This is a genomic window from Phenylobacterium sp. (assembly GCF_013822795.1).
Classification (GTDB): domain Bacteria; phylum Pseudomonadota; class Alphaproteobacteria; order Caulobacterales; family Caulobacteraceae; genus Phenylobacterium.
In genome coordinates this window covers 59,341-75,892 of the sequence record NZ_PNLB01000009.1, presented here as the reverse complement: position 1 = coordinate 75,892, position 16,552 = coordinate 59,341, and the positions used below count along the sequence as shown (strand labels likewise).

16 protein-coding genes and 1 riboswitch are annotated in these 16,552 nt (G+C 67.6%); of the genes, 9 read left to right on the top strand and 7 right to left on the bottom strand.

Going from position 1 to position 16,552, the window contains the following annotated elements; all coding sequences use genetic code 11:
• Window positions 1-41 precede the first annotated feature (41 nt).
• Both C0481_RS09905 and C0481_RS09900 read left to right on the top strand, forming a co-directional pair.
• Window positions 42-1,649 carry an alkaline phosphatase D family protein gene (locus C0481_RS09905; RefSeq protein ID WP_293403166.1) on the top strand — a complete coding sequence of 536 codons (1,608 nt, stop codon included), beginning with the start codon at window positions 42-44 and terminating at the stop codon, window positions 1,647-1,649.
• A 77-nt stretch (window positions 1,650-1,726) separates the two neighbouring features.
• The gene (locus C0481_RS09900) at window positions 1,727-2,509 is read left to right on the top strand and encodes a hypothetical protein (protein WP_293403164.1); all 783 of its coding nucleotides are present in this window, start codon (window positions 1,727-1,729) and stop codon (window positions 2,507-2,509) included.
• A 3-nt stretch (window positions 2,510-2,512) separates the two neighbouring features.
• Here C0481_RS09900 and C0481_RS09895 read toward each other — a convergent pair whose 3' ends face one another.
• A complete protein-coding gene (locus tag C0481_RS09895) occupies window positions 2,513-3,580 on the bottom strand; it encodes a linear amide C-N hydrolase (protein WP_293403162.1) in 1,068 nt (355 codons plus the stop codon).
• Window positions 3,581-3,748: 168 nt separating this feature from the next.
• Window positions 3,749-3,976, top strand: a riboswitch (cobalamin riboswitch).
• Between the two features lie 107 nt (window positions 3,977-4,083).
• Here C0481_RS09895 and metE point away from each other — a divergent pair.
• On the top strand, window positions 4,084-6,402 hold the full coding sequence (gene metE / locus C0481_RS09890; RefSeq protein WP_293403160.1) for a 5-methyltetrahydropteroyltriglutamate--homocysteine S-methyltransferase: 2,319 nt from the start codon (window positions 4,084-4,086) through the stop codon (window positions 6,400-6,402).
• A gap of 41 nt (window positions 6,403-6,443) precedes the next feature.
• On the opposite strand, the gene C0481_RS09885 is transcribed toward metE, so the two are convergent.
• The gene (locus tag C0481_RS09885; RefSeq protein ID WP_293403158.1) at window positions 6,444-7,256 is read right to left on the bottom strand and encodes a GNAT family N-acetyltransferase; all 813 of its coding nucleotides are present in this window, start codon (window positions 7,254-7,256) and stop codon (window positions 6,444-6,446) included.
• A gap of 165 nt (window positions 7,257-7,421) precedes the next feature.
• On the opposite strand from C0481_RS09885, the gene C0481_RS09880 reads away from it, so the two are divergent.
• The 3 genes from C0481_RS09880 (at window position 7,422) to C0481_RS09870 (ending at window position 9,985) form a co-directional block, all read left to right on the top strand.
• Window positions 7,422-8,624, top strand: a complete 1,203-nt coding sequence (locus C0481_RS09880; RefSeq protein ID WP_293403156.1) for a pyridoxal phosphate-dependent aminotransferase — start codon at window positions 7,422-7,424, stop codon at window positions 8,622-8,624.
• Window positions 8,624-9,151 (top strand): orotate phosphoribosyltransferase, encoded by a 528-nt coding sequence (gene pyrE / locus C0481_RS09875; RefSeq protein ID WP_293403154.1) that lies wholly within the window; start codon window positions 8,624-8,626, stop codon window positions 9,149-9,151. The genes C0481_RS09880 and pyrE overlap by 1 nt, the downstream gene beginning before the upstream one ends.
• 87 nt (window positions 9,152-9,238) lie before the next feature.
• A complete protein-coding gene (locus C0481_RS09870) occupies window positions 9,239-9,985 on the top strand; it encodes a hypothetical protein (RefSeq protein ID WP_293403152.1) in 747 nt (248 codons plus the stop codon).
• A gap of 7 nt (window positions 9,986-9,992) precedes the next feature.
• On the opposite strand, the gene C0481_RS09865 is transcribed toward C0481_RS09870, so the two are convergent.
• Window positions 9,993-10,223 (bottom strand): DUF2171 domain-containing protein, encoded by a 231-nt coding sequence (locus C0481_RS09865; protein WP_293403150.1) that lies wholly within the window; start codon window positions 10,221-10,223, stop codon window positions 9,993-9,995.
• 106 nt (window positions 10,224-10,329) lie between these two features.
• Window positions 10,330-12,030, bottom strand: coding sequence for a CHASE domain-containing protein (locus C0481_RS09860; protein WP_293403148.1), 1,701 nt, complete (start codon window positions 12,028-12,030; stop codon window positions 10,330-10,332).
• 216 nt (window positions 12,031-12,246) lie between these two features.
• On the opposite strand from C0481_RS09860, the gene C0481_RS09855 reads away from it, so the two are divergent.
• Window positions 12,247-12,429 carry a DUF4169 family protein gene (locus C0481_RS09855; protein ID WP_293403146.1) on the top strand — a complete coding sequence of 61 codons (183 nt, stop codon included), beginning with the start codon at window positions 12,247-12,249 and terminating at the stop codon, window positions 12,427-12,429.
• A 110-nt stretch (window positions 12,430-12,539) separates the two neighbouring features.
• On the opposite strand, the gene C0481_RS09850 is transcribed toward C0481_RS09855, so the two are convergent.
• Window positions 12,540-13,322 carry a Coq4 family protein gene (locus C0481_RS09850; RefSeq protein ID WP_293403144.1) on the bottom strand — a complete coding sequence of 261 codons (783 nt, stop codon included), beginning with the start codon at window positions 13,320-13,322 and terminating at the stop codon, window positions 12,540-12,542.
• 117 nt (window positions 13,323-13,439) lie between these two features.
• On the opposite strand from C0481_RS09850, the gene C0481_RS09845 reads away from it, so the two are divergent.
• A complete protein-coding gene (locus C0481_RS09845; protein WP_293403142.1) occupies window positions 13,440-13,652 on the top strand; it encodes a ribbon-helix-helix domain-containing protein in 213 nt (70 codons plus the stop codon).
• On the opposite strand, the gene C0481_RS09840 is transcribed toward C0481_RS09845, so the two are convergent.
• Complete coding sequence (locus tag C0481_RS09840; RefSeq protein ID WP_293403140.1) at window positions 13,645-13,848, bottom strand: hypothetical protein; 204 nt, start codon at window positions 13,846-13,848, stop codon at window positions 13,645-13,647. The genes C0481_RS09845 and C0481_RS09840 overlap by 8 nt on opposite strands.
• A gap of 2 nt (window positions 13,849-13,850) precedes the next feature.
• Window positions 13,851-14,066: a hypothetical protein gene (locus tag C0481_RS09835; protein ID WP_293403138.1), complete on the bottom strand. Its 216-nt coding sequence runs from the start codon at window positions 14,064-14,066 to the stop codon at window positions 13,851-13,853.
• A gap of 98 nt (window positions 14,067-14,164) precedes the next feature.
• Between C0481_RS09835 and C0481_RS09830 the strand changes: the two genes are divergently transcribed.
• Window positions 14,165-16,519: a UvrD-helicase domain-containing protein gene (locus C0481_RS09830; protein ID WP_293403136.1), complete on the top strand. Its 2,355-nt coding sequence runs from the start codon at window positions 14,165-14,167 to the stop codon at window positions 16,517-16,519.
• The last annotated feature ends 33 nt before the right edge of the window (window positions 16,520-16,552 follow it).

Genomic DNA, 16,552 nt, shown 5'->3' with positions numbered 1-16,552 from the left:
AGGACGCGTCCGGCGGGCCTCTTTGCATCTGGAGAGCACGCATGGCCCTTGACCGCCGAGCGCTGATCGGAACCGGACTGGCGCTAGGCGCCGCAGGATCGGCCAGGGCTGCGCCCTCCCCCTTCCAGCACGGCGTGGCCAGCGGCGAGCCGACCGCCGCCAGCGTGCTGTTGTGGACGCGCCTGACCGGCGTCGGCGAAGCCGCCGGCCGCTGGCGGCTGGCGCGCGACCCGCAGATGCGCGACGTCGTCGCCCAGGGCGAGTTCACGGCCCGGGCCGAGCGCGACTTCACGGTCAAGGTCGAGCCGACTGGTCTGACGCCCGGAACCGACTACTGGTACCGCTTCGAGGCCGCGGGAGCCGTCTCGCCGGTCGGGCGCACGCGGACATTGGCCAGCGCTCCGCTCGACGAGCTGAACCTCGTGGTCGCCTGCTGCGCCATGTACACGATGGGACGTTTTCACGGTTACCGCGCCATCGCCGAGCGGCCGCAACTCGACGCGGTGCTGTTCGTCGGCGACTACATCTACGAGTACGGAGCGTCGAACTATCCGGGCATGGCGACGCTGCGCCCGGCCGATCCGCCGCACGACACCCTGACGCTCAGCGACTATCGCCGCCGCTTCGCCCAGGCGCGGACCGACGCCGACCTGCAGGCCGCCCATGCCCGCGCGCCGTGGATCTGCACCTGGGACGACCACGAGATCGCCAACGACGACTGGACCGGCGGCGCCCAGGGCCACGCGGCCGAGCGCCAGGGCGACTGGGAGATCCGTAAAGCCGCGGCGGTGCGCGCCTACTACGAGTGGATGCCGATCCGTGACCCAGAGCCGAACGATCCCTACGCGATCCAGCGGGCGGCGGCGTTCGGCGACCTGGCCACCCTGATCGTTCCCGAAACCCGGCTGAAGGCGCGCGACCAGCAGCTCAACGTCCAGCGCGATCTGGACTTCACCACCGGACCGGACGGAGCAAAGGTTCCTGACATCGACGGCTTCCGCCGCAAGATCGCCGCGCCGGAGCGCGAGATGCTAGGCGCGCAGCAACTCAACTGGCTGGCGCGGGAGGTCGAGGGGTCGGTCGCCGCCGGCCGTCCCTGGGTGCTGCTGGGCAGCGCCACCATCATGGGCGACTACGACTATCCGGACATGTCGGACTTCGCCCCGGCCAGCGGCCAGCTCAAGGGCTTCTTCGAGATGACGCGGCTGCAGATCCCGCTGCTGAACCTCGACGCCTGGAGCGGCTATGGCGCCGAGCGCCAGCGGGTCTACGACATCCTACGCAAGGCCAGGGCCAACACGGTGGTGCTGTCGGGCGACAGCCACATGGCCTTCGCCAACGAACTGCACGACGCCCAGGGCCAGGTCGCGCTGGAAGTCGCCGCGACGACGATCACCGGCCCGTCGCTGGGCGCGGTGCTGGCCATGACCGAGGCGCCGCTGGGCGAGCGGCTGGCGGCGAACAACCGCGACATCGCCTGGTGCGACCACCGGTCGATAGGATTCATCGCCCTGCGCCTGACCCGCGAGACTGTGGACGCAGAGTTCATCTCGGTGGTCGACCCACGCGGATCCGATCCGACCACCCAACTCGCCCGTCGGGCCACGGCCGTCGCCGGGGAACCTTGGCGGTTCGACCAGGAGATGTAACGGCGGGAACGACAAGCGCGGCCGGAACGTTCGTCGCTAGCGCCCCATCCACCGGGGCATGGGGCGGGACAGCTGAGATGATGCGACTGACAGCCGTGGGCGCGGGCGCCCTTTCCCTGCTCACCGCAGCGGCGGCGACGTCGGCACAGGCCGAGGACGACTGGAGCGTCACAGTCAGCCCATACATCTGGGCCAGCTCGCTCGACGGCAAGGCGGAGCTCGCCGGCCTGCGCACCCATGTCGACGTGCCGTTTTCAGAGGCCATGGAGAATCTCGACCTCGCCGCCCTGGCAGAGGTCGAGATCATGCGCGGCCGCTGGGGGCTATATCTCGACGGTCAGTACGTGAAGAGCAGCCAGGAGCAGGAACTGCTGTCCCAGCAGCTGGGCCTTGGCATCACCAAGGCCAACGCCATGGCCGGGGTGTTCTACCGCATCTACGACTCCCCGCAGGGCGGAGATACGGTGACCGGCGAACCGCGCCGCTTCGTCGTCGAGCCGATGGTCGGGGTGCGCTGGACCAAGCTGAAGGCCGACGTCGAGGTGCTGGGCTTCTCGACCTCGAAAAAGGCCGACTGGACCGAGCCGTTCGTCGGCGTGCGGTCCAGCCTGGACCTGACCGAGCGCTGGAACCTGTCGGGCCAGGCCGACGTCGGCGGCTTCGACGTCGACGACAAGCGAAGCGCTCACGTGCAGGCCTATGTCGGCTATCGCACGCACCTGCTGAGCCGGCCCGCCGTGCTGCGGGCCGGCTACCGGGTGCTCTACCAGTCCTACGAGATGGACGACTTCACCGGGCAGACCTTCCGCTGGGACGTCACCCAGCAGGGGCCGGTCGTCGGCCTGACCCTGGGCCTCTAGGGCTTACTGCAGACCCAGGAACTTGAACGGCGGGGACTCCTTGAACTGGGCGGAGACCTCGCCGGCATAGACGTTGCGCTGGTCGTTGCCGAGATCGAGGCGCTTCACCTTGCCGGTCTCGCGCGAGAAATCGAGCTTGTTGAGGTCGACCCAGAAGGTGTTCGGCGTCAGGGCGGATTCGAAGAAGTAGAGCTTGCGCTTGTGGTCGGCGACCGTGCGCCAGCGGGTCGAGGAGATGTTCGGTTGGTCCGGCGTGGTGATGCCGAACGGCACCGAGGCGTTGCGGATCACCCCGAACATGCTGGCCAGCGCCTCGACCGGATCCTCGCTCTTGGGGATGGCGTTCACATAGAACGAGGCGCGGGCGAACCGGTCCGCCGAGCGATTAGTCCCAGGCAACATCACCGTCCCGCCGATCTCCTTCCAGTAGGCGTTGAGAGCCAGCTGCTCGTCGAAGGTCGGGGAGTTGGTCATTACCTGGTACTGGCGCCCGTGATGGATGACCTGTTTGCCGCCGATGTACTCGACGATGGCGCTGTCGCCGCTGGCGTCCGACATCGACAGGTGCAAGGTCGCCAAGCGCGGCTCGCCCGGGACGGAGTCGGTGACGATGGTGAAGGGCTCCTTCTCCAGCGCGGCCACCGCCTCGGCGACCGTGGCGAAGTTGTCGAGCACGTACTGAGCCCAGGCGGCGATGGTCAGGCCCGGCTTCGAGCCCTTGCCGAACGCCGGATACTCCGACTCCACCAGCCACAGGACGTTGGCCATGAGCCCCGCCTCGTTCATGCCGTCGGTGGTCGAGATGTCGTAGCCGGTCGCGATCACGCTGCCGTACTTCGAGGTCCACTTGATCGAATTTGGGCCCGCCTGCCCGTCATGGCTCATGCCGCGTGGGAAGACGTAGAGATTGGTCTGGACATCGACCTTCCAGTCCATAGACCGGGCGGTGATCACATCGTTGTTCGCGCCGATGTAGACTGCGCGGGTGCAGGCGTTGGCCGCCGCCGGGACAAGCACCAGGGCCGCTGCCGCCAACAGGCCCGGCAAAACAGACAATACAGAATTGAGCACAGCCGTTCTCCAGCCAGGCCCGCCCCCGCCGCGCCTCGCAATGCGATTTCCCACGCCCTGCAATTGCAAGTGTTGTCGCAACACCCGTCGGCAGGCAAGCGCCCACGGTCATGACATAACGATATAAGGATATCTTTATATCCATCTTGACGGCGAGCCGCGAACGGCGCTGAATGGACGGGTCGTGGTTCTCTGGGGCGCTCGCGTTCCAGAGCTAAGAGGGAATCCGGTGACGGCGGCGCGCCTGGCGCGGCGTCCATGCCGGAGCTGCCCCCGCAACTGTGAGCGGCGAGCCGAAGTCCATCTGCGTGTCACTGGCGTCATTCTGCGCTGGGAAGGCCGGACCGAAGCGACGACCCGTGAGCCAGGAGACCTGCCTCGACAGATAACGTCCTCCGGCGGGGTGTCCGGTCAGGCCGCAAGCCTGTCGCGTCGACGCTCCCTCGCCGGCGCGCGCACGCTCGCGACCGGCCATGCCTCGCCACAACAGAATGGCAGAGGCTATGTCCGTCACCGTCGCCACCCTTGGATTTCCCCGTATCGGTCCCGGCCGCGAGCTGAAGACCGCCCTCGAACGCTATTGGTCGGGCAAGTCCGATCGCGCCGAACTGCTAGCCCTGGCCGCGGACCTGCGCGCCAGGACCTGGCGGCGTCAGGCCCAACTCGGCGTCGACCACGTGCCGAGCAACGACTTCTCGCTCTACGACCACGTGCTCGACACCAGCGCCATGGTCGGCGCGATCCCCGCGGTCTACGGCTGGGAAGGCGGAACGGCGGACCTGGACACCTACTTCGCCATGGCGCGCGGCGCCCAGGGCGAGGCGGAGGCGGTCGACTGCGGCCATGGCCATCGCCACGCGGTCGACGCGCCGGCCGCCGAGATGACCAAGTGGTTCGACACCAACTATCACTACCTGACGCCGGAAGTGTCGCCGGGCCAGACCTTCCAGCTCGCCTCAACCAAGGCGATCGACGAGTTCGTCGAGGCCAAGGCCCAAGGGATCATCCCCCGGCCGGTCCTGCTGGGCCCGGTCACCTTCCTGAAGCTCGCCAAGAGCAAGGTCGAGGGCTTCGCCCCGCTCGACCTGCTGGACGAGCTGCTGCCGGTCTATGCTACAGTCCTGAACCGGCTGGAGCAGGCCGGCGCCTGGTGGGTGCAGATCGACGAGCCGTGCCTAGTCACTGACCTCACCGACGCCGAGCGCAAGGCCCTGCACCGCGCCTACCGCCTGCTGGCGCGCACTGCGCCGGGGGTGAAGCTGATGCTGACCACCTACTTCGGCGGCCTGGACGACAATTTGGAGACGGCGCTCGCCCTGCCCGTCGCCGGCCTGCATGTCGATCTGGTGCGCGCGCCTGAGCAGTTCGAGCGGGTCGTGTCCAACGCGCCTGTAGGAATGGTGCTGTCGCTGGGCGTCATTGACGGGCGCAACGTCTGGCGGACCGATCTCGAACCGCTGCTGGACCGGCTGGAGCCGCTGCTGGCCACCGACCGCGAGGTGGTGCTGGCCCCCTCCTGCTCGCTGCTGCACACGCCGATCGACCTAGCCCAGGAAAAGGCGCTCGACGAGGACGTGCGTACTTGGCTGGCCTTCGCGGTCCAAAAGATCGAGGAGTTGGTCGTCCTCGCCCAAGCCTTGAACAAGGGCCGACACAGCGTCGCCGATGCGCTGGCCGCCTCGACCGCGGCGGCGAGAGCGCGGGCGGTGTCGCCGAAGATCCACGATGCGGCGGTCGCGCAGCGGCTGGCGGCGACGACCCCGGCCATGGCCCAGCGGACCTCGAGCTTCAGCCGCCGGCAGGCGTTGCAGATCCCGCGCCTGGACCTGCCCGCCTTCCCGACCACCACGATCGGCTCGTTCCCGCAGACCGAGGAGGTTCGCAAGGCCCGCGCGGCTCATGACAAGGGCCACCTGAGCGACGCGGACTATGCCGTCTTCCTGCGCGAGGAGACCGCCCGCACCGTGCGCTGGCAGGAGGAGATCGGTCTGGACGTGCTGGTCCATGGCGAGTTCGAGCGCAACGACATGGTCCAGTATTTCGGCGAGCAGCTCTGCGGCTTCGCCTTCACCAAGCACGGCTGGGTGCAGTCCTATGGATCGCGCTGCGTGCGCCCGCCGATCCTCTATGGAGACGTCTCGCGCCCGGCGCCGATGACGGTGGAGTGGTGGCGCTACGCCCAGAGCCTGACGCAGCGGCCGATGAAGGGGATGCTGACCGGGCCCGTGACCATCCTCAACTGGTCGTTCGTGCGTAACGACGTCCCGCGTGAACTGGCCTGCCGCCAGATCGCGCTGGCGATCCGCGACGAGGTGCTGGACCTGGAAGCGGCCGGAGCCAAGGTCATCCAGATCGACGAGGCGGCGCTGCGCGAAGGCCTGCCTCTGCGCCGCGCCGACTGGGACGGCTATCTCGCCTGGGCGGTTGAGTGCTTCCGGCTGACCGCCGGCGGGGTGGCCGACCACACCCAGATCCACACCCACATGTGCTACTCGGAGTTCAACGACATCATCGCCGCGATCGGGGCGATGGACGCGGACGTGATCTCGATCGAGACCGCCCGCTCGCAGATGGAGCTGCTCGACGCCTTCGCCGGCTACGCCTACCCGGCCGAGATCGGCCCCGGCGTCTATGACATCCACTCCCCTCGGGTGCCGGCCGTCGCCGAGATGGGCGACCTGCTGACCGCGGCCCGCGCGCGGCTGTCGTCCGGTCAGCTGTGGGTCAATCCGGACTGCGGACTGAAGACGCGCAAGTGGCCCGAGACCCGCGCCGCCCTGGTCAACATGGTCGAAGCGGCGAGAGCCGCCCGCGCCCGCTGATCATAGCCCTGCGGTCGCGGCGCCCGCCGCGGCCGCAGGATCTAATAGGAGCGCTGCCGGATTCCCCAGCGACCGTTCTCGAAGGTGACGATCCAGAGGTTGGCATGGCGGCTGAGCACCTCCCCGCCCTCCCCGTCGCGCGAATACTCGATCAGCAGGTGGACCTTGATCGGGCTCGAAAGCACGGCGCGCTTGTCCTGATAGGTGCTGCGCCGCCAGCCGCGAGCGACGAGGCGCTCGAAGAAGTCGGCGGGCAGCTGGCCCGCCGTTTTCCAGACAATCAGCCGCTCGCCATCAAGGATCACGTGCGGAAAGTGCAGCAGGCTGTCCATGCCGGCCGCGTCGCGGGCGTTGAAGCGCTCGGTGAACGCCTCGACGCAGGCAATGGCGGCGGCGATCGCCTGCGGATGCTCGATGCGCTTGGACATGTGCACCGCGACGCCGCCGTTCAGCGCCTCTTCGCGGTCGATCCCGTATCCGAGCGAGGCGTAGAGCGCGATGTTCGCTGCAAAGCGCTGGCTGGTGTAGAGCCGCACGCCCGCCAGCCCGGCGTCGGCGGCGATCTGCTCGGCCAGCGCCATCAGCCGAACGCCGAAGCCGCGTCCCTGGAAGGCCGGGCGCACGGCGACGTTGACGACCAGCAGTTGCTCGCCGTCCACCACCGTCTCGATCAGCCCCGCCAGCTCCTCACCGACATGCAGCAAGTCGAAGCGATGGGCCTTCAGGGCCTGCGCGTAGTCGATAGTCATCGGCAGCGGCTCGCGGCCGATCAGCGGGACCCACTTCGCATAGGCCTCACGCGTCAGCTCGCCGATCGCTTCGGCGTCGGCCGCCTCCCCCACACGCAGGCTCATCGCTTCGTCCATAGCTCCCCCTCCGGCGCTCAGTGAAGCTTAGCAGCGACCTGCAATCGCGGGGGCGACAATCGGCGTTGCAGATCGCTTGCCCGCTTTGCCTTTGCGCGGCCTTCGGTTAAACCGCGCGCGTTCCATTCAACCTGCTCCGGGAGTCTGCCCGCCATGTCGCTCGAATCCTCCGCGCTCGCCCGCGTCAAGCCGTCCGCCACTCTGGCGGCCGATGCGAAAGCCCGGGAACTGAAAGCGCAGGGCCGCGACGTGATTTCGCTGGCGGCGGGCGAGCCGGACTTCGACACGCCGGACAACATCAAGGAAGCGGCCATCAAGGCGATCCGCGATGGCAAGACCAAGTACACCAACGTCGACGGCATCGTTGAGCTCAAAGAAGCCATCGTCGCCAAGTTCCAGCGCGAGAACGGCCTGACCTACAAGACCAGCCAGGTGAACGTGTCGCCCGGCGGCAAGCCGGTGATCTGGAATGCAATGATCTCGACGCTGAATCCCGGCGACGAAGTGATCATCCCGACGCCGTACTGGGTCAGCTACTGGGACATCGTGCTGCTGGCTGGCGGCACGCCCAAGGCCGTGGCCACCTCTGATGCGACCGGCTTCAAGCTGCAGCCCGCCGATCTGGAAGCGGCGATCACCCCGAAGACCAAGTGGGTGTTCCTCAACTCGCCGTCGAACCCGTCGGGCGCGGCCTACACCAAGGAAGAGCTGCGCGGCATCGCCGACGTGCTGCTGCGCCATCCGCACGTGTGGATCCTGACCGACGACATGTACGAGCACCTGGTGTTCGGCGACTTCCAGTTCTGGACCATCGCCCAGGTCGAGCCGGCGCTCTATGACCGCACCCTGACCATGAACGGGGTCAGCAAGGCCTACGCGATGACCGGCTGGCGGATCGGCTATGCGGCCGGCCCCGAAGCGCTGATCAAGTCGATGGCCAAGGTGATGAGCCAGACGACCTCGAACCCGGCGTCGATCTCGCAGTGGGCGGCGGTCGAGGCGTTGAACGGCACCCAGGAGTTCATCAAGCCGAACGCCAAGCTGTTCGAAGCCCGCCGCGACCTGGTCGTCTCGATGCTGAACCAGGCCAACGGCATCGCCTGTCCGACCCCGGAAGGCGCGTTTTACGTCTATCCGTCGGTCGAGAAGCTGCTGGGCAAGACCTCGCCGAGCGGCAAGGTGATCGCCAGCGACCAGGACTTCGCCGTCGAACTGCTCGAGCAGGAAGGCGTCTCGGTGGTGTTCGGCGCGGCCTTCGGCCTCTCGCCGTTCTTCCGCATCAGCTACGCGACCTCGAACGCGGTGCTGGAAGACGCCTGCACCCGCATCCAGCGCTTCTGCGCCAACCTGAAGTGATGGACGCCGCCGCTCGCCGCGCGCTTGCGGCGGATGTCGACGCCGTGGCGCGCCTGACCGGGACGTTCGTCCTGCGCTCGGGCGCGACCGCCACCGAGTACTTCGACAAGTACCGCTTCGAAGCCGATCCGCGACTGTTGTCGCGGATCGCAGCCGCCATGATCCCGCTCGTGCCCGCAGGGGCCGAAGTGCTAGCTGGCGTGGAACTGGGCGGCGTACCGATCGCCACGGCGATGTCGCTGGCCAGCGACATGCCGGCCGCCTTCGTGCGCAAGGAAGCCAAGACCTACGGCACCTGCCTGGCGGTGGAAGGCGGCGACCTGACCGGCAAACGGGTGGTGATCGTCGAAGACGTCATCTCCACCGGCGGGGCGGTGCGCGACGCCAAGGCCCGCCTCGACGAGGCCGGAGCAATCACTGTCGCCGTGGTCTGCGCGGTCTGGCGCGGCGGCCTGCCGGCTCGTATCGAGGGATTGGACGTCCCGGTGCTTTCGGCCCTGACGCTGGAAGACCTCAACCGGCCGTGAATTCGCCCCAGGGGCGCATTTCACGAGAACTCTATCTGCGCGCAAGCAGAAATGCTAAGCTGCCGCCCTCGGCTCTGGGAGGTTGGCATGGCATCCCGTGTTGGCGTCTGGCTTACAGCCTTGGTTCTCGTTCAGGCAGAGGCCGCGCTCGCCCAGCCCGCATCGCAGACCGCAGCCGGCCCCGGCCGCGAGGTTCGCGCCTCGGAAACCGCCATCACCACCCGCCCGCGCTTCAAGGTCGAGGCTGTCGGCTTTCGCGCGCACAATGAAACCGGATGGGACTTTATCGGGTCGGACGAAGTCATCGCCGTCTTCGACACCGGCGCCTATCGCGTGATGACCGACACCTTCGACGACGTGGACGGCGGCGACAGCCGCACGTTCCGCAACGATCAAAGCTGCATCTCGCCGGCGACGGACAGCGGCGAGATCGACCGCGCCTGGAGCTGCGCCCCGAATGGAGCGCCCGGGCCGGTATCCTTTGTCGCGGCGCTCTACGAATATGACGGCAGCCGCTTCCCGGCCGGCTTTTGCGTCCACAGCAACGGCCCCACGGACCTGTTGCCGCCACAGTCGACCGCCTGCCGGGTCGATGCCGAAGTTGCGACGCTGATCGGCAGGCGGCAGGTGAGCATGAGCCTCGGCGAACTGACCGCGGTCATGCCGCGGCCAGGTGACATCCATGAGGGGGCGGTGGCCCTATTCGGCGGCTGCGACGGCGAATGCGTCTCGGGCGGGCCATTCGGCCCAAGCCCGGACTACACATTGCGCTACCGCATCGTGCGGGTGAATGACGAGGTCGTCACACCTCCGCGGGATCCGACGCCGCGCTGATCGTAAGCTAGTGCTTCTCGCGCCAAGCCGCCTTGGCCGCCTCCTTGGTCAGATTCAGCCGGACTTTTTCGTCGATCACGTCGTCTACCCAGGAGAGCGGGATCAGGTGGTGCTTGAGACCTGCGCCAAGGTCGAGCTTGGCGAGCTCGATGTCGGTTCCGACCACATGGTCCACACGGCCGATGTGACCGCCGTCCGAGCCGATGACTTCCATATGTTCGCGAATGCCGGGATGCATGGCTTTCTCCTGCTATTCGTTTTTGGGGTCGCAGGAGAACGACCAGGCGGAGGGGCGGTTTCAGCTTGGCCGGAGAAAATGCTGTCCCGAACTAGGGGCTCGAAGCCTACGCCGCGGAACCAAGATCCAGGATGTCTTCCTCGACGCCCGCCTCCGGCAACGTGAAGACGATCGTGCAGACGACGCCGTCGCGCGCGAAATCGAGATCAACAACGCCGTCGAGTTGGTGCGCTAACCCACCAACGATGACGCGGGTGCCGAAGCCGCGGCGGTCCGGCGGCGCCACCGGCGGGCCGCCGATCTCGCGCCAGACGATCCGGATCTGGCGCGGACCCGATCCCGGCGCAAGCGTCCAGGTCACCTGCACGCGGCCGTCCTCATTGGACAGCGCGCCGTACTTCACGGCGTTGGTGGCCAGTTCGTGGAACGCCATGCCAAGGGCGACGGCTGTGTTGGGCGGAAGCCAGACCGCCTCGCCCGTGACAATCACCCGCTCGCCATGGTCGCCGCCGTACGGGCTGAGTTCACTTTCGAAGAGCTCGGCGAGGCTGACGCCGGTCCAGTTGTCGCGTGTGAGCAGGTTGTGGGCCTGGGAGAGCGCAATCAACCGGGCCTCGAAGCTCTTGCGCACGCTGTTGACGTCGGCGCCGTGGCGCAGGCTCTGGGCGGCGATCGACTGGACCGTGGCCAGGGTGTTCTTCACCCGATGGTTCAGTTCGTCGAGCAGCAGCTTCTGACGGGCTTCGGCGGCGATGCGCGCCACGATCTCGCGTTCGGCCGCCAAGCGCGCCTTGACCTGCCGCCAGGTCGCCAGGCTGACCAAGGTGGTGGCCAGCAGCCCGCCGATGATGAAGGCCAGCGAAACCCAGCGGTCGGCCCCGTGGTCGTAGTCGGTGCGCGCCCGATAGATGATGGTCCAGGTCCGGCCCGCGATGTCGAGCGTGCGGGTCGCCACCAGGCCGCCGCGCTGCGCCGCCGCGTCCGGCGACTGGCTGAGCAAGGTGCTGACCGAGGGCGCCCCGTCATAGACCGCGTAGTCGAGGCCGGCGCCCTTGGCCGAAGGCAGCACGCTGGCCAGCAGGTCGCCGCCCTGGAACGGGGCGTAGACGAAGCCCTCGAGGAGAGCCCGTCGCTCGGCGACGGTGCGTGGAACGTCGCCGCCACTATAGACAGGCTCGTAGATCAAGAAGCCGGCCTGGCGCCGCGCCTCCACTTCCTCGATCGCTTCAACCTTGCCCGACAGCGCCGGAAGTCCGGTGTCGCGCGCGCGGTCCATCGCCTCGCGGCGCACCGGAAAGCTGTACATGTTGAAACCGAGAGCACGCCGGTTCACGAGGTCCAGCGGCTCCAGATAGACGATGGCGTAGAACTCCCCCGCGCCAGGCGGCCGCAGCGGAGAGTCCGGCACGCCTTCGGCGCGCATGTAGGTGGTCATCGCCGACGCCCCGCCGGCCGACGCACGCTTTGTGAAGCCGATGCCTTGAATGCCCGGATAGCGGCGCGTCAGTTCGACCCGCTGGGCGAACGCGCGGAATTCAGCGGCGCTGACATCCTCGCTGGCCGCGAACAGGCCCGCCCCCGCCCTCAGCACCGCCATGTAGGTGTCCAGCCGGTTGGCGACCGCCTCGTTGGCCTGGTCGACGATGGAGTCGAAACGCAGACTTTCGCGCGCCTGGCGGCCCTGCTCCATCATATAGGTGCCGGCCAGGGTGGCGATCAGGCCGACCGCCGCGACGATTGCAGGCCAGGTCAGGACCGGCCACCCCCGCACCCGCTCTATCAGTCTATCGAGAATGCTGGCCGCCACGGCGTCATCCGATCCTAGCCGACATCAACGCCTTAGCTCCGAATAGGCGTCCAGGGAAGAACGCCGTTATTTCGGGCGTCGGCGATCTGGCGCGCGGTTCGGTTCGGAGACCGGCGTCAGCATCGGCCTGACTTCGCGGGGCCGAAGGCGTATTTGGGAAGTCGTGCAGGCCCGTCCCGGGTTCGAGCGCTTCATGGTCAGGGACCAGGAGGGCGTATGAGCAACGTTGTGAACCTGAACAAAGCCCGCAAGGCGCGCGACCGAGACCGCGCGCGCGAGCAGGCCCGGGAGAACCGCGCCAGGTTTGGCCGCACCAAAGTCGACAAGGATCTGACGAAGGCCGAGACGCAAAAGGCCGAGCAGGTCCTGGACGGAGCCAAGCTCGACAAGCCTGAGTGAACCCCTAGGCCAAGGGCGTGGGTGGGGAAGGCTCGACACTCCCCCACCCGCCCGGCGCTGTGCACAGCGCCGCCTGCACGCCATCCCCCCGGATCGGCGCTCAGGACTGGTTACATCCGGGCTGGAACCGCCGCGTCGCGGGCGTCCGCCGGGATGGAATCGTAAATCGTGGCCGGAGTGATGCCGAGACGCTTGCGCGCGGCCTCCAGCGGCTCGGCCATCAGGCGCTCGTAGTCCTCGCCCAGCAGCCAGGCGGCGGCCTTGCCGCGCTTGTAGCCCTGCCAGATCGCCTTCACGTACGGATAGTCGCCGCCGCGCGAACGCGAGGCCGCGCCCAGCCCGATCAGCGCCCAGCCCAGGCCCTTGGTCTGGGCGTATGAGAACGCCACCAGGCAGGACTCGCCCAGGCCATCGCGGTGATAGCCCGACAGGATGTGCCAGATGTCGTGCACGTCGCGGGTGCGGCGGCCCATCCAGGCGTAGGGATGCACGATATCGACTTCATTGCCCTGGATCCGGCTGACCTCGGCCAGACCCTCTGCCGACAGCTGTTCGGAACGGATGAACTCGCGATAGGCGGCGCCGACGCTGCCCGCGGGCAGCGAGTCGAGCCAGGCGTCGTCCATCAGACGATCGGCGAACTCTTGCCGCTCATAGGCGATGCGGCCGCCCTGGCTGGTGGTCAGCAGGCGCTGGTAGCAGTCAGCGGTCGAGGTGCCGTTGAGCGCTCGCATGATTTCGAACACCTGGCCGGTGTCTTCCTTGTCGTTCAGCAGCCGCTGCAGCGCCTTGAGGGCCGTGCCCCACTGCAGGCGGGGCTTGGGCAAGCGAGCATTCACCGGCGGCGCCTGGCGGTGCATGGGGGCGTCGAGAGCGTCTGCGGTCATGGCCATGGGGACTGCCTTCAATGCGAACAACGTTTGGATCGAAAATGACGCAGGCGTCATCTTTTTGCAAGATAACAAAGGAATGCTTGGCCGCAACGTGGCGCCTGGGCCACAACTCTTCCCATGGCTTCCTTGAAGAAACGTTCGATCCTGCTCTCCGGACACGCGACCTCGATGGCGCTGGAGCCGGAGTTCTGGGCGGTGATGGACGAGATGGCCGCGAGCCAGGGCGTCACCCTGGCTGTGCTGATCGCACAGATCGACGAAGGCCGGGGCGAGAGGCCGCTGGCCTCGGCCTGCCGGGTAGCCGCCCTCGCCTACGCTCGCGCTAACTGAGCGGCGCGTTCGGCGGTGACGGCCGAGGCGCCGCAGGCGTCGTGATGTCAGGCGGTGGCGCGCTCATCCCCATCGACGGCGGATTGAGCGCGCGCATGGCGAACATGAAGCCCAGCACCAGCAGGAAACCGATCACGGCCCACAGGAACAAGGGAATGGGCTTACGGCGGGGCGGAGGCAGGTCGTCGTCGCTCACGGTCACTTCGGGTTCGGCAAGGGGGCGTCGGGAAGCTTCGGCGCGTCGGGCAAGGATGGCGGCCGCGGGACATTAATGTCCACGTCGATCGACCGGGGCAGTTCGGCCTGCGCCTCGCGCCGCATGACCGCGTAGCCGATGGCGGCGATGCCCAAGACCAACGCTCCGATGAGGATCGCCAGCCAGATCAACGTGCTCGCGCTCGAACGATCGGCCATGAACACCTCCCTGGCCGCAATGGTCGAGGTGAAGAACGAACGCTGGACGTGGCGGTTCCGGGCTTAAGCGCCACGCGCCGTGTGCTACATATGTTCCGATGTCTTCCCCTGAATCATTCGACAACCCGTTCGACGACGCCTTGCCCGCGCAGCGGGTCAGCGATCTTGCGCGGGTGAAGGGGCCCGACTACCTGACCGGGCTCAATCCTGAACAGCGCGCCGCCGTCGAGGCGACCGAGGGGCCAGTGCTGGTCCTGGCCGGCGCCGGCACCGGCAAGACCCGGGTGCTGACCACGCGCCTGGCCCACATCCTGGCCACCGGCCGCGCCAAGCCGTGGGAACTGCTGGTCGTCACCTTCACCAACAAGGCCGCCAAGGAGATGCGCGAGCGCATCACCCACATCATCGGCCCCTCCGCTGAGGGGCTGCGCTGGCTGGGCACCTTCCACTCGGTGGCCGCCCAGATCCTGCGCCGGCACGCCGAACTGGTGGGTTTGAAGTCGAACTTCACCATCCTGGACACCGACGACCAGGAGCGGCTGATCAAGCAGGTGCTTGAGGCCGAGAACATCGACGCCAAGCGCTGGACGCCGAAGGCGTTGGCCGGGATGATCGACCACTGGAAGAACCGCGGCTGGACGCCCGACCGCCTGCCCCCGTCCGAGGGCGGCGAGTTCGCCAATGGCAGAGGCCCGGCGCTGTATCGTATGTACCAGGAGCGCATGCGCGTGCTGAACGCCTGCGACTTCGGCGACCTGCTGCTGCACAACCTAACCATCTTCATGGCCAACCCGGATGTGCTGGCCGATTTCCACGAGCGCTTCAAATACGTGCTGGTCGACGAGTACCAGGACACCAACGTCGCCCAGTACCTGTGGCTGCGGCTGCTGGCCCAGAAGCGCCAGAACGTCTGCTGCGTCGGCGACGACGACCAGTCGATCTATGGCTGGCGCGGCGCGGAGGTGGACAACATCCTGCGCTTCGAGCGCGACTTCCCCGGCGCGACGGTGATCCGTCTGGAGCGCAACTATCGCTCGACCAGTCACATCCTGGCGGCGGCCTCCGGACTCATCCGGGCCAACAAGGGGCGGCTGGGCAAGACGCTGTGGACTGAGCAGAACGGCGGCGAGAAGGTTATCGTCCGCGGGGTCTGGGACGGCGAGGCCGAGAGCCGGCTGATCGCCGAAGAGATCGAGCGCGCCAAGAAGGGCGGAACCGAAAAGGACCCGCGCAAGTACCGCGACATCGCCATCCTGGTCCGCGCCTCGTTCCAGATGCGAGCGTTCGAAGAGCGGTTCGTGATGCTGCAGATCCCCTACACGGTGGTCGGCGGCCCGCGATTCTTCGAGCGGGCCGAGATCCGCGACGCTCACGCCTATCTGCGCCTGATCCAGTCGCCCGACGACGACCTGGCCTTCGAGCGGATCGTCAACGTGCCCAAGCGCGGCATCGGCGACACCACCGTCCAGAAGCTGCTGCAGATTGCGCGGGTCAATGGCGTGCCGGTGATGCAGGCCGCGCGCGAGGCGGTGCAGACCGACGAGTTGGCGGCCCGCACCCGCACGGCGCTGTCGAATTTCCTGCGCGACCTCGACCGTTGGCGCGGCCAGGCCCAGGCCATCCACCACGGCCGGCTGATGGAGCAGGTGCTGGAGGAAAGCGGCTACACCGACGCCCTGCGCCTGGACAAGACGCCGACCGCCCAGACCCGGTTGGAAAACCTGAAGGAACTGGTCCAGTCGATGGGCTCGTTCGATACGCTCGAGAGCTATCTGGAGCACGTATCGCTGGTCATGGACATGGACCGCGGCCCGCAGGCCGACGCGGTGCAGATCATGACCCTGCACTCGGCCAAGGGGCTGGAGTTCCCGCTGGTCTTCCTGCCCGGCTGGGAGGAAGGCGTCTTCCCGTCCCAGCGCAGCATGGACGAGAAGGGCGAGAAGGGCCTCGAGGAAGAACGGCGCCTGGCCTATGTCGGCATCACCCGCGCCCGCGAAGAAGCCCGGATCTCGTTCGTCGCGAACCGCCAAGTCTACGGCCGCTGGACCAGCCAGCTGCCCAGCCGCTTCGTCGACGAGCTGCCGCTGGAGAACGTCGAGGCCAGTTCCGAGACCGGCTACTATGGCGGCGGCCCGGGCATGCAGCAGCAGCATGGCAGCCGCTGGGACGAGAGCCCGACCTTCGGCGCGGGCTATTCCAGCCCCGGCTGGAAGCGCGCCCAGGAGCGGAACTTCCGCGGCAGCCATCCCGGCCGCGGCGCGGTGATCGAGGGCGAAGGCCGGCTGGTCGTCTCAGAATCCTCGGCGGCCAGCGACTTCAAGCGCGGCGAGCGCGTGTTCCATCAGAAGTTCGGCTACGGCCAGGTCAAGTCGGTGGACGGCAACAAGCTGACCGTCGGCTTCGACAAGGCCGGCGACAAGAAGGTCATCGACAGCTTCGTGACGAAGGCCTGAGGCGCGGGCGGCCTTGCCGCCGCCCCTGCCCTG

Coding starts and splice junctions, on each gene's coding strand:
- C0481_RS09905 (WP_293403166.1), top strand. CDS start 42: ATGGCCCTTGACCGCCGAGCGCTGATCGGAACCGGACTGGCGCTAGGC.
- C0481_RS09900 (WP_293403164.1), top strand. CDS start 1,727: ATGATGCGACTGACAGCCGTGGGCGCGGGCGCCCTTTCCCTGCTCACC.
- metE (WP_293403160.1), top strand. CDS start 4,084: ATGTCCGTCACCGTCGCCACCCTTGGATTTCCCCGTATCGGTCCCGGC.
- C0481_RS09885 (WP_293403158.1), bottom strand. CDS start 7,256: ATGAGCCTGCGTGTGGGGGAGGCGGCCGACGCCGAAGCGATCGGCGAG.
- C0481_RS09880 (WP_293403156.1), top strand. CDS start 7,422: ATGTCGCTCGAATCCTCCGCGCTCGCCCGCGTCAAGCCGTCCGCCACT.
- pyrE (WP_293403154.1), top strand. CDS start 8,624: ATGGACGCCGCCGCTCGCCGCGCGCTTGCGGCGGATGTCGACGCCGTG.
- C0481_RS09870 (WP_293403152.1), top strand. CDS start 9,239: ATGGCATCCCGTGTTGGCGTCTGGCTTACAGCCTTGGTTCTCGTTCAG.
- C0481_RS09865 (WP_293403150.1), bottom strand. CDS start 10,223: ATGCATCCCGGCATTCGCGAACATATGGAAGTCATCGGCTCGGACGGC.
- C0481_RS09855 (WP_293403146.1), top strand. CDS start 12,247: ATGAGCAACGTTGTGAACCTGAACAAAGCCCGCAAGGCGCGCGACCGA.
- C0481_RS09850 (WP_293403144.1), bottom strand. CDS start 13,322: ATGGCCATGACCGCAGACGCTCTCGACGCCCCCATGCACCGCCAGGCG.
- C0481_RS09845 (WP_293403142.1), top strand. CDS start 13,440: ATGGCTTCCTTGAAGAAACGTTCGATCCTGCTCTCCGGACACGCGACC.
- C0481_RS09835 (WP_293403138.1), bottom strand. CDS start 14,066: ATGGCCGATCGTTCGAGCGCGAGCACGTTGATCTGGCTGGCGATCCTC.
- C0481_RS09830 (WP_293403136.1), top strand. CDS start 14,165: ATGTCTTCCCCTGAATCATTCGACAACCCGTTCGACGACGCCTTGCCC.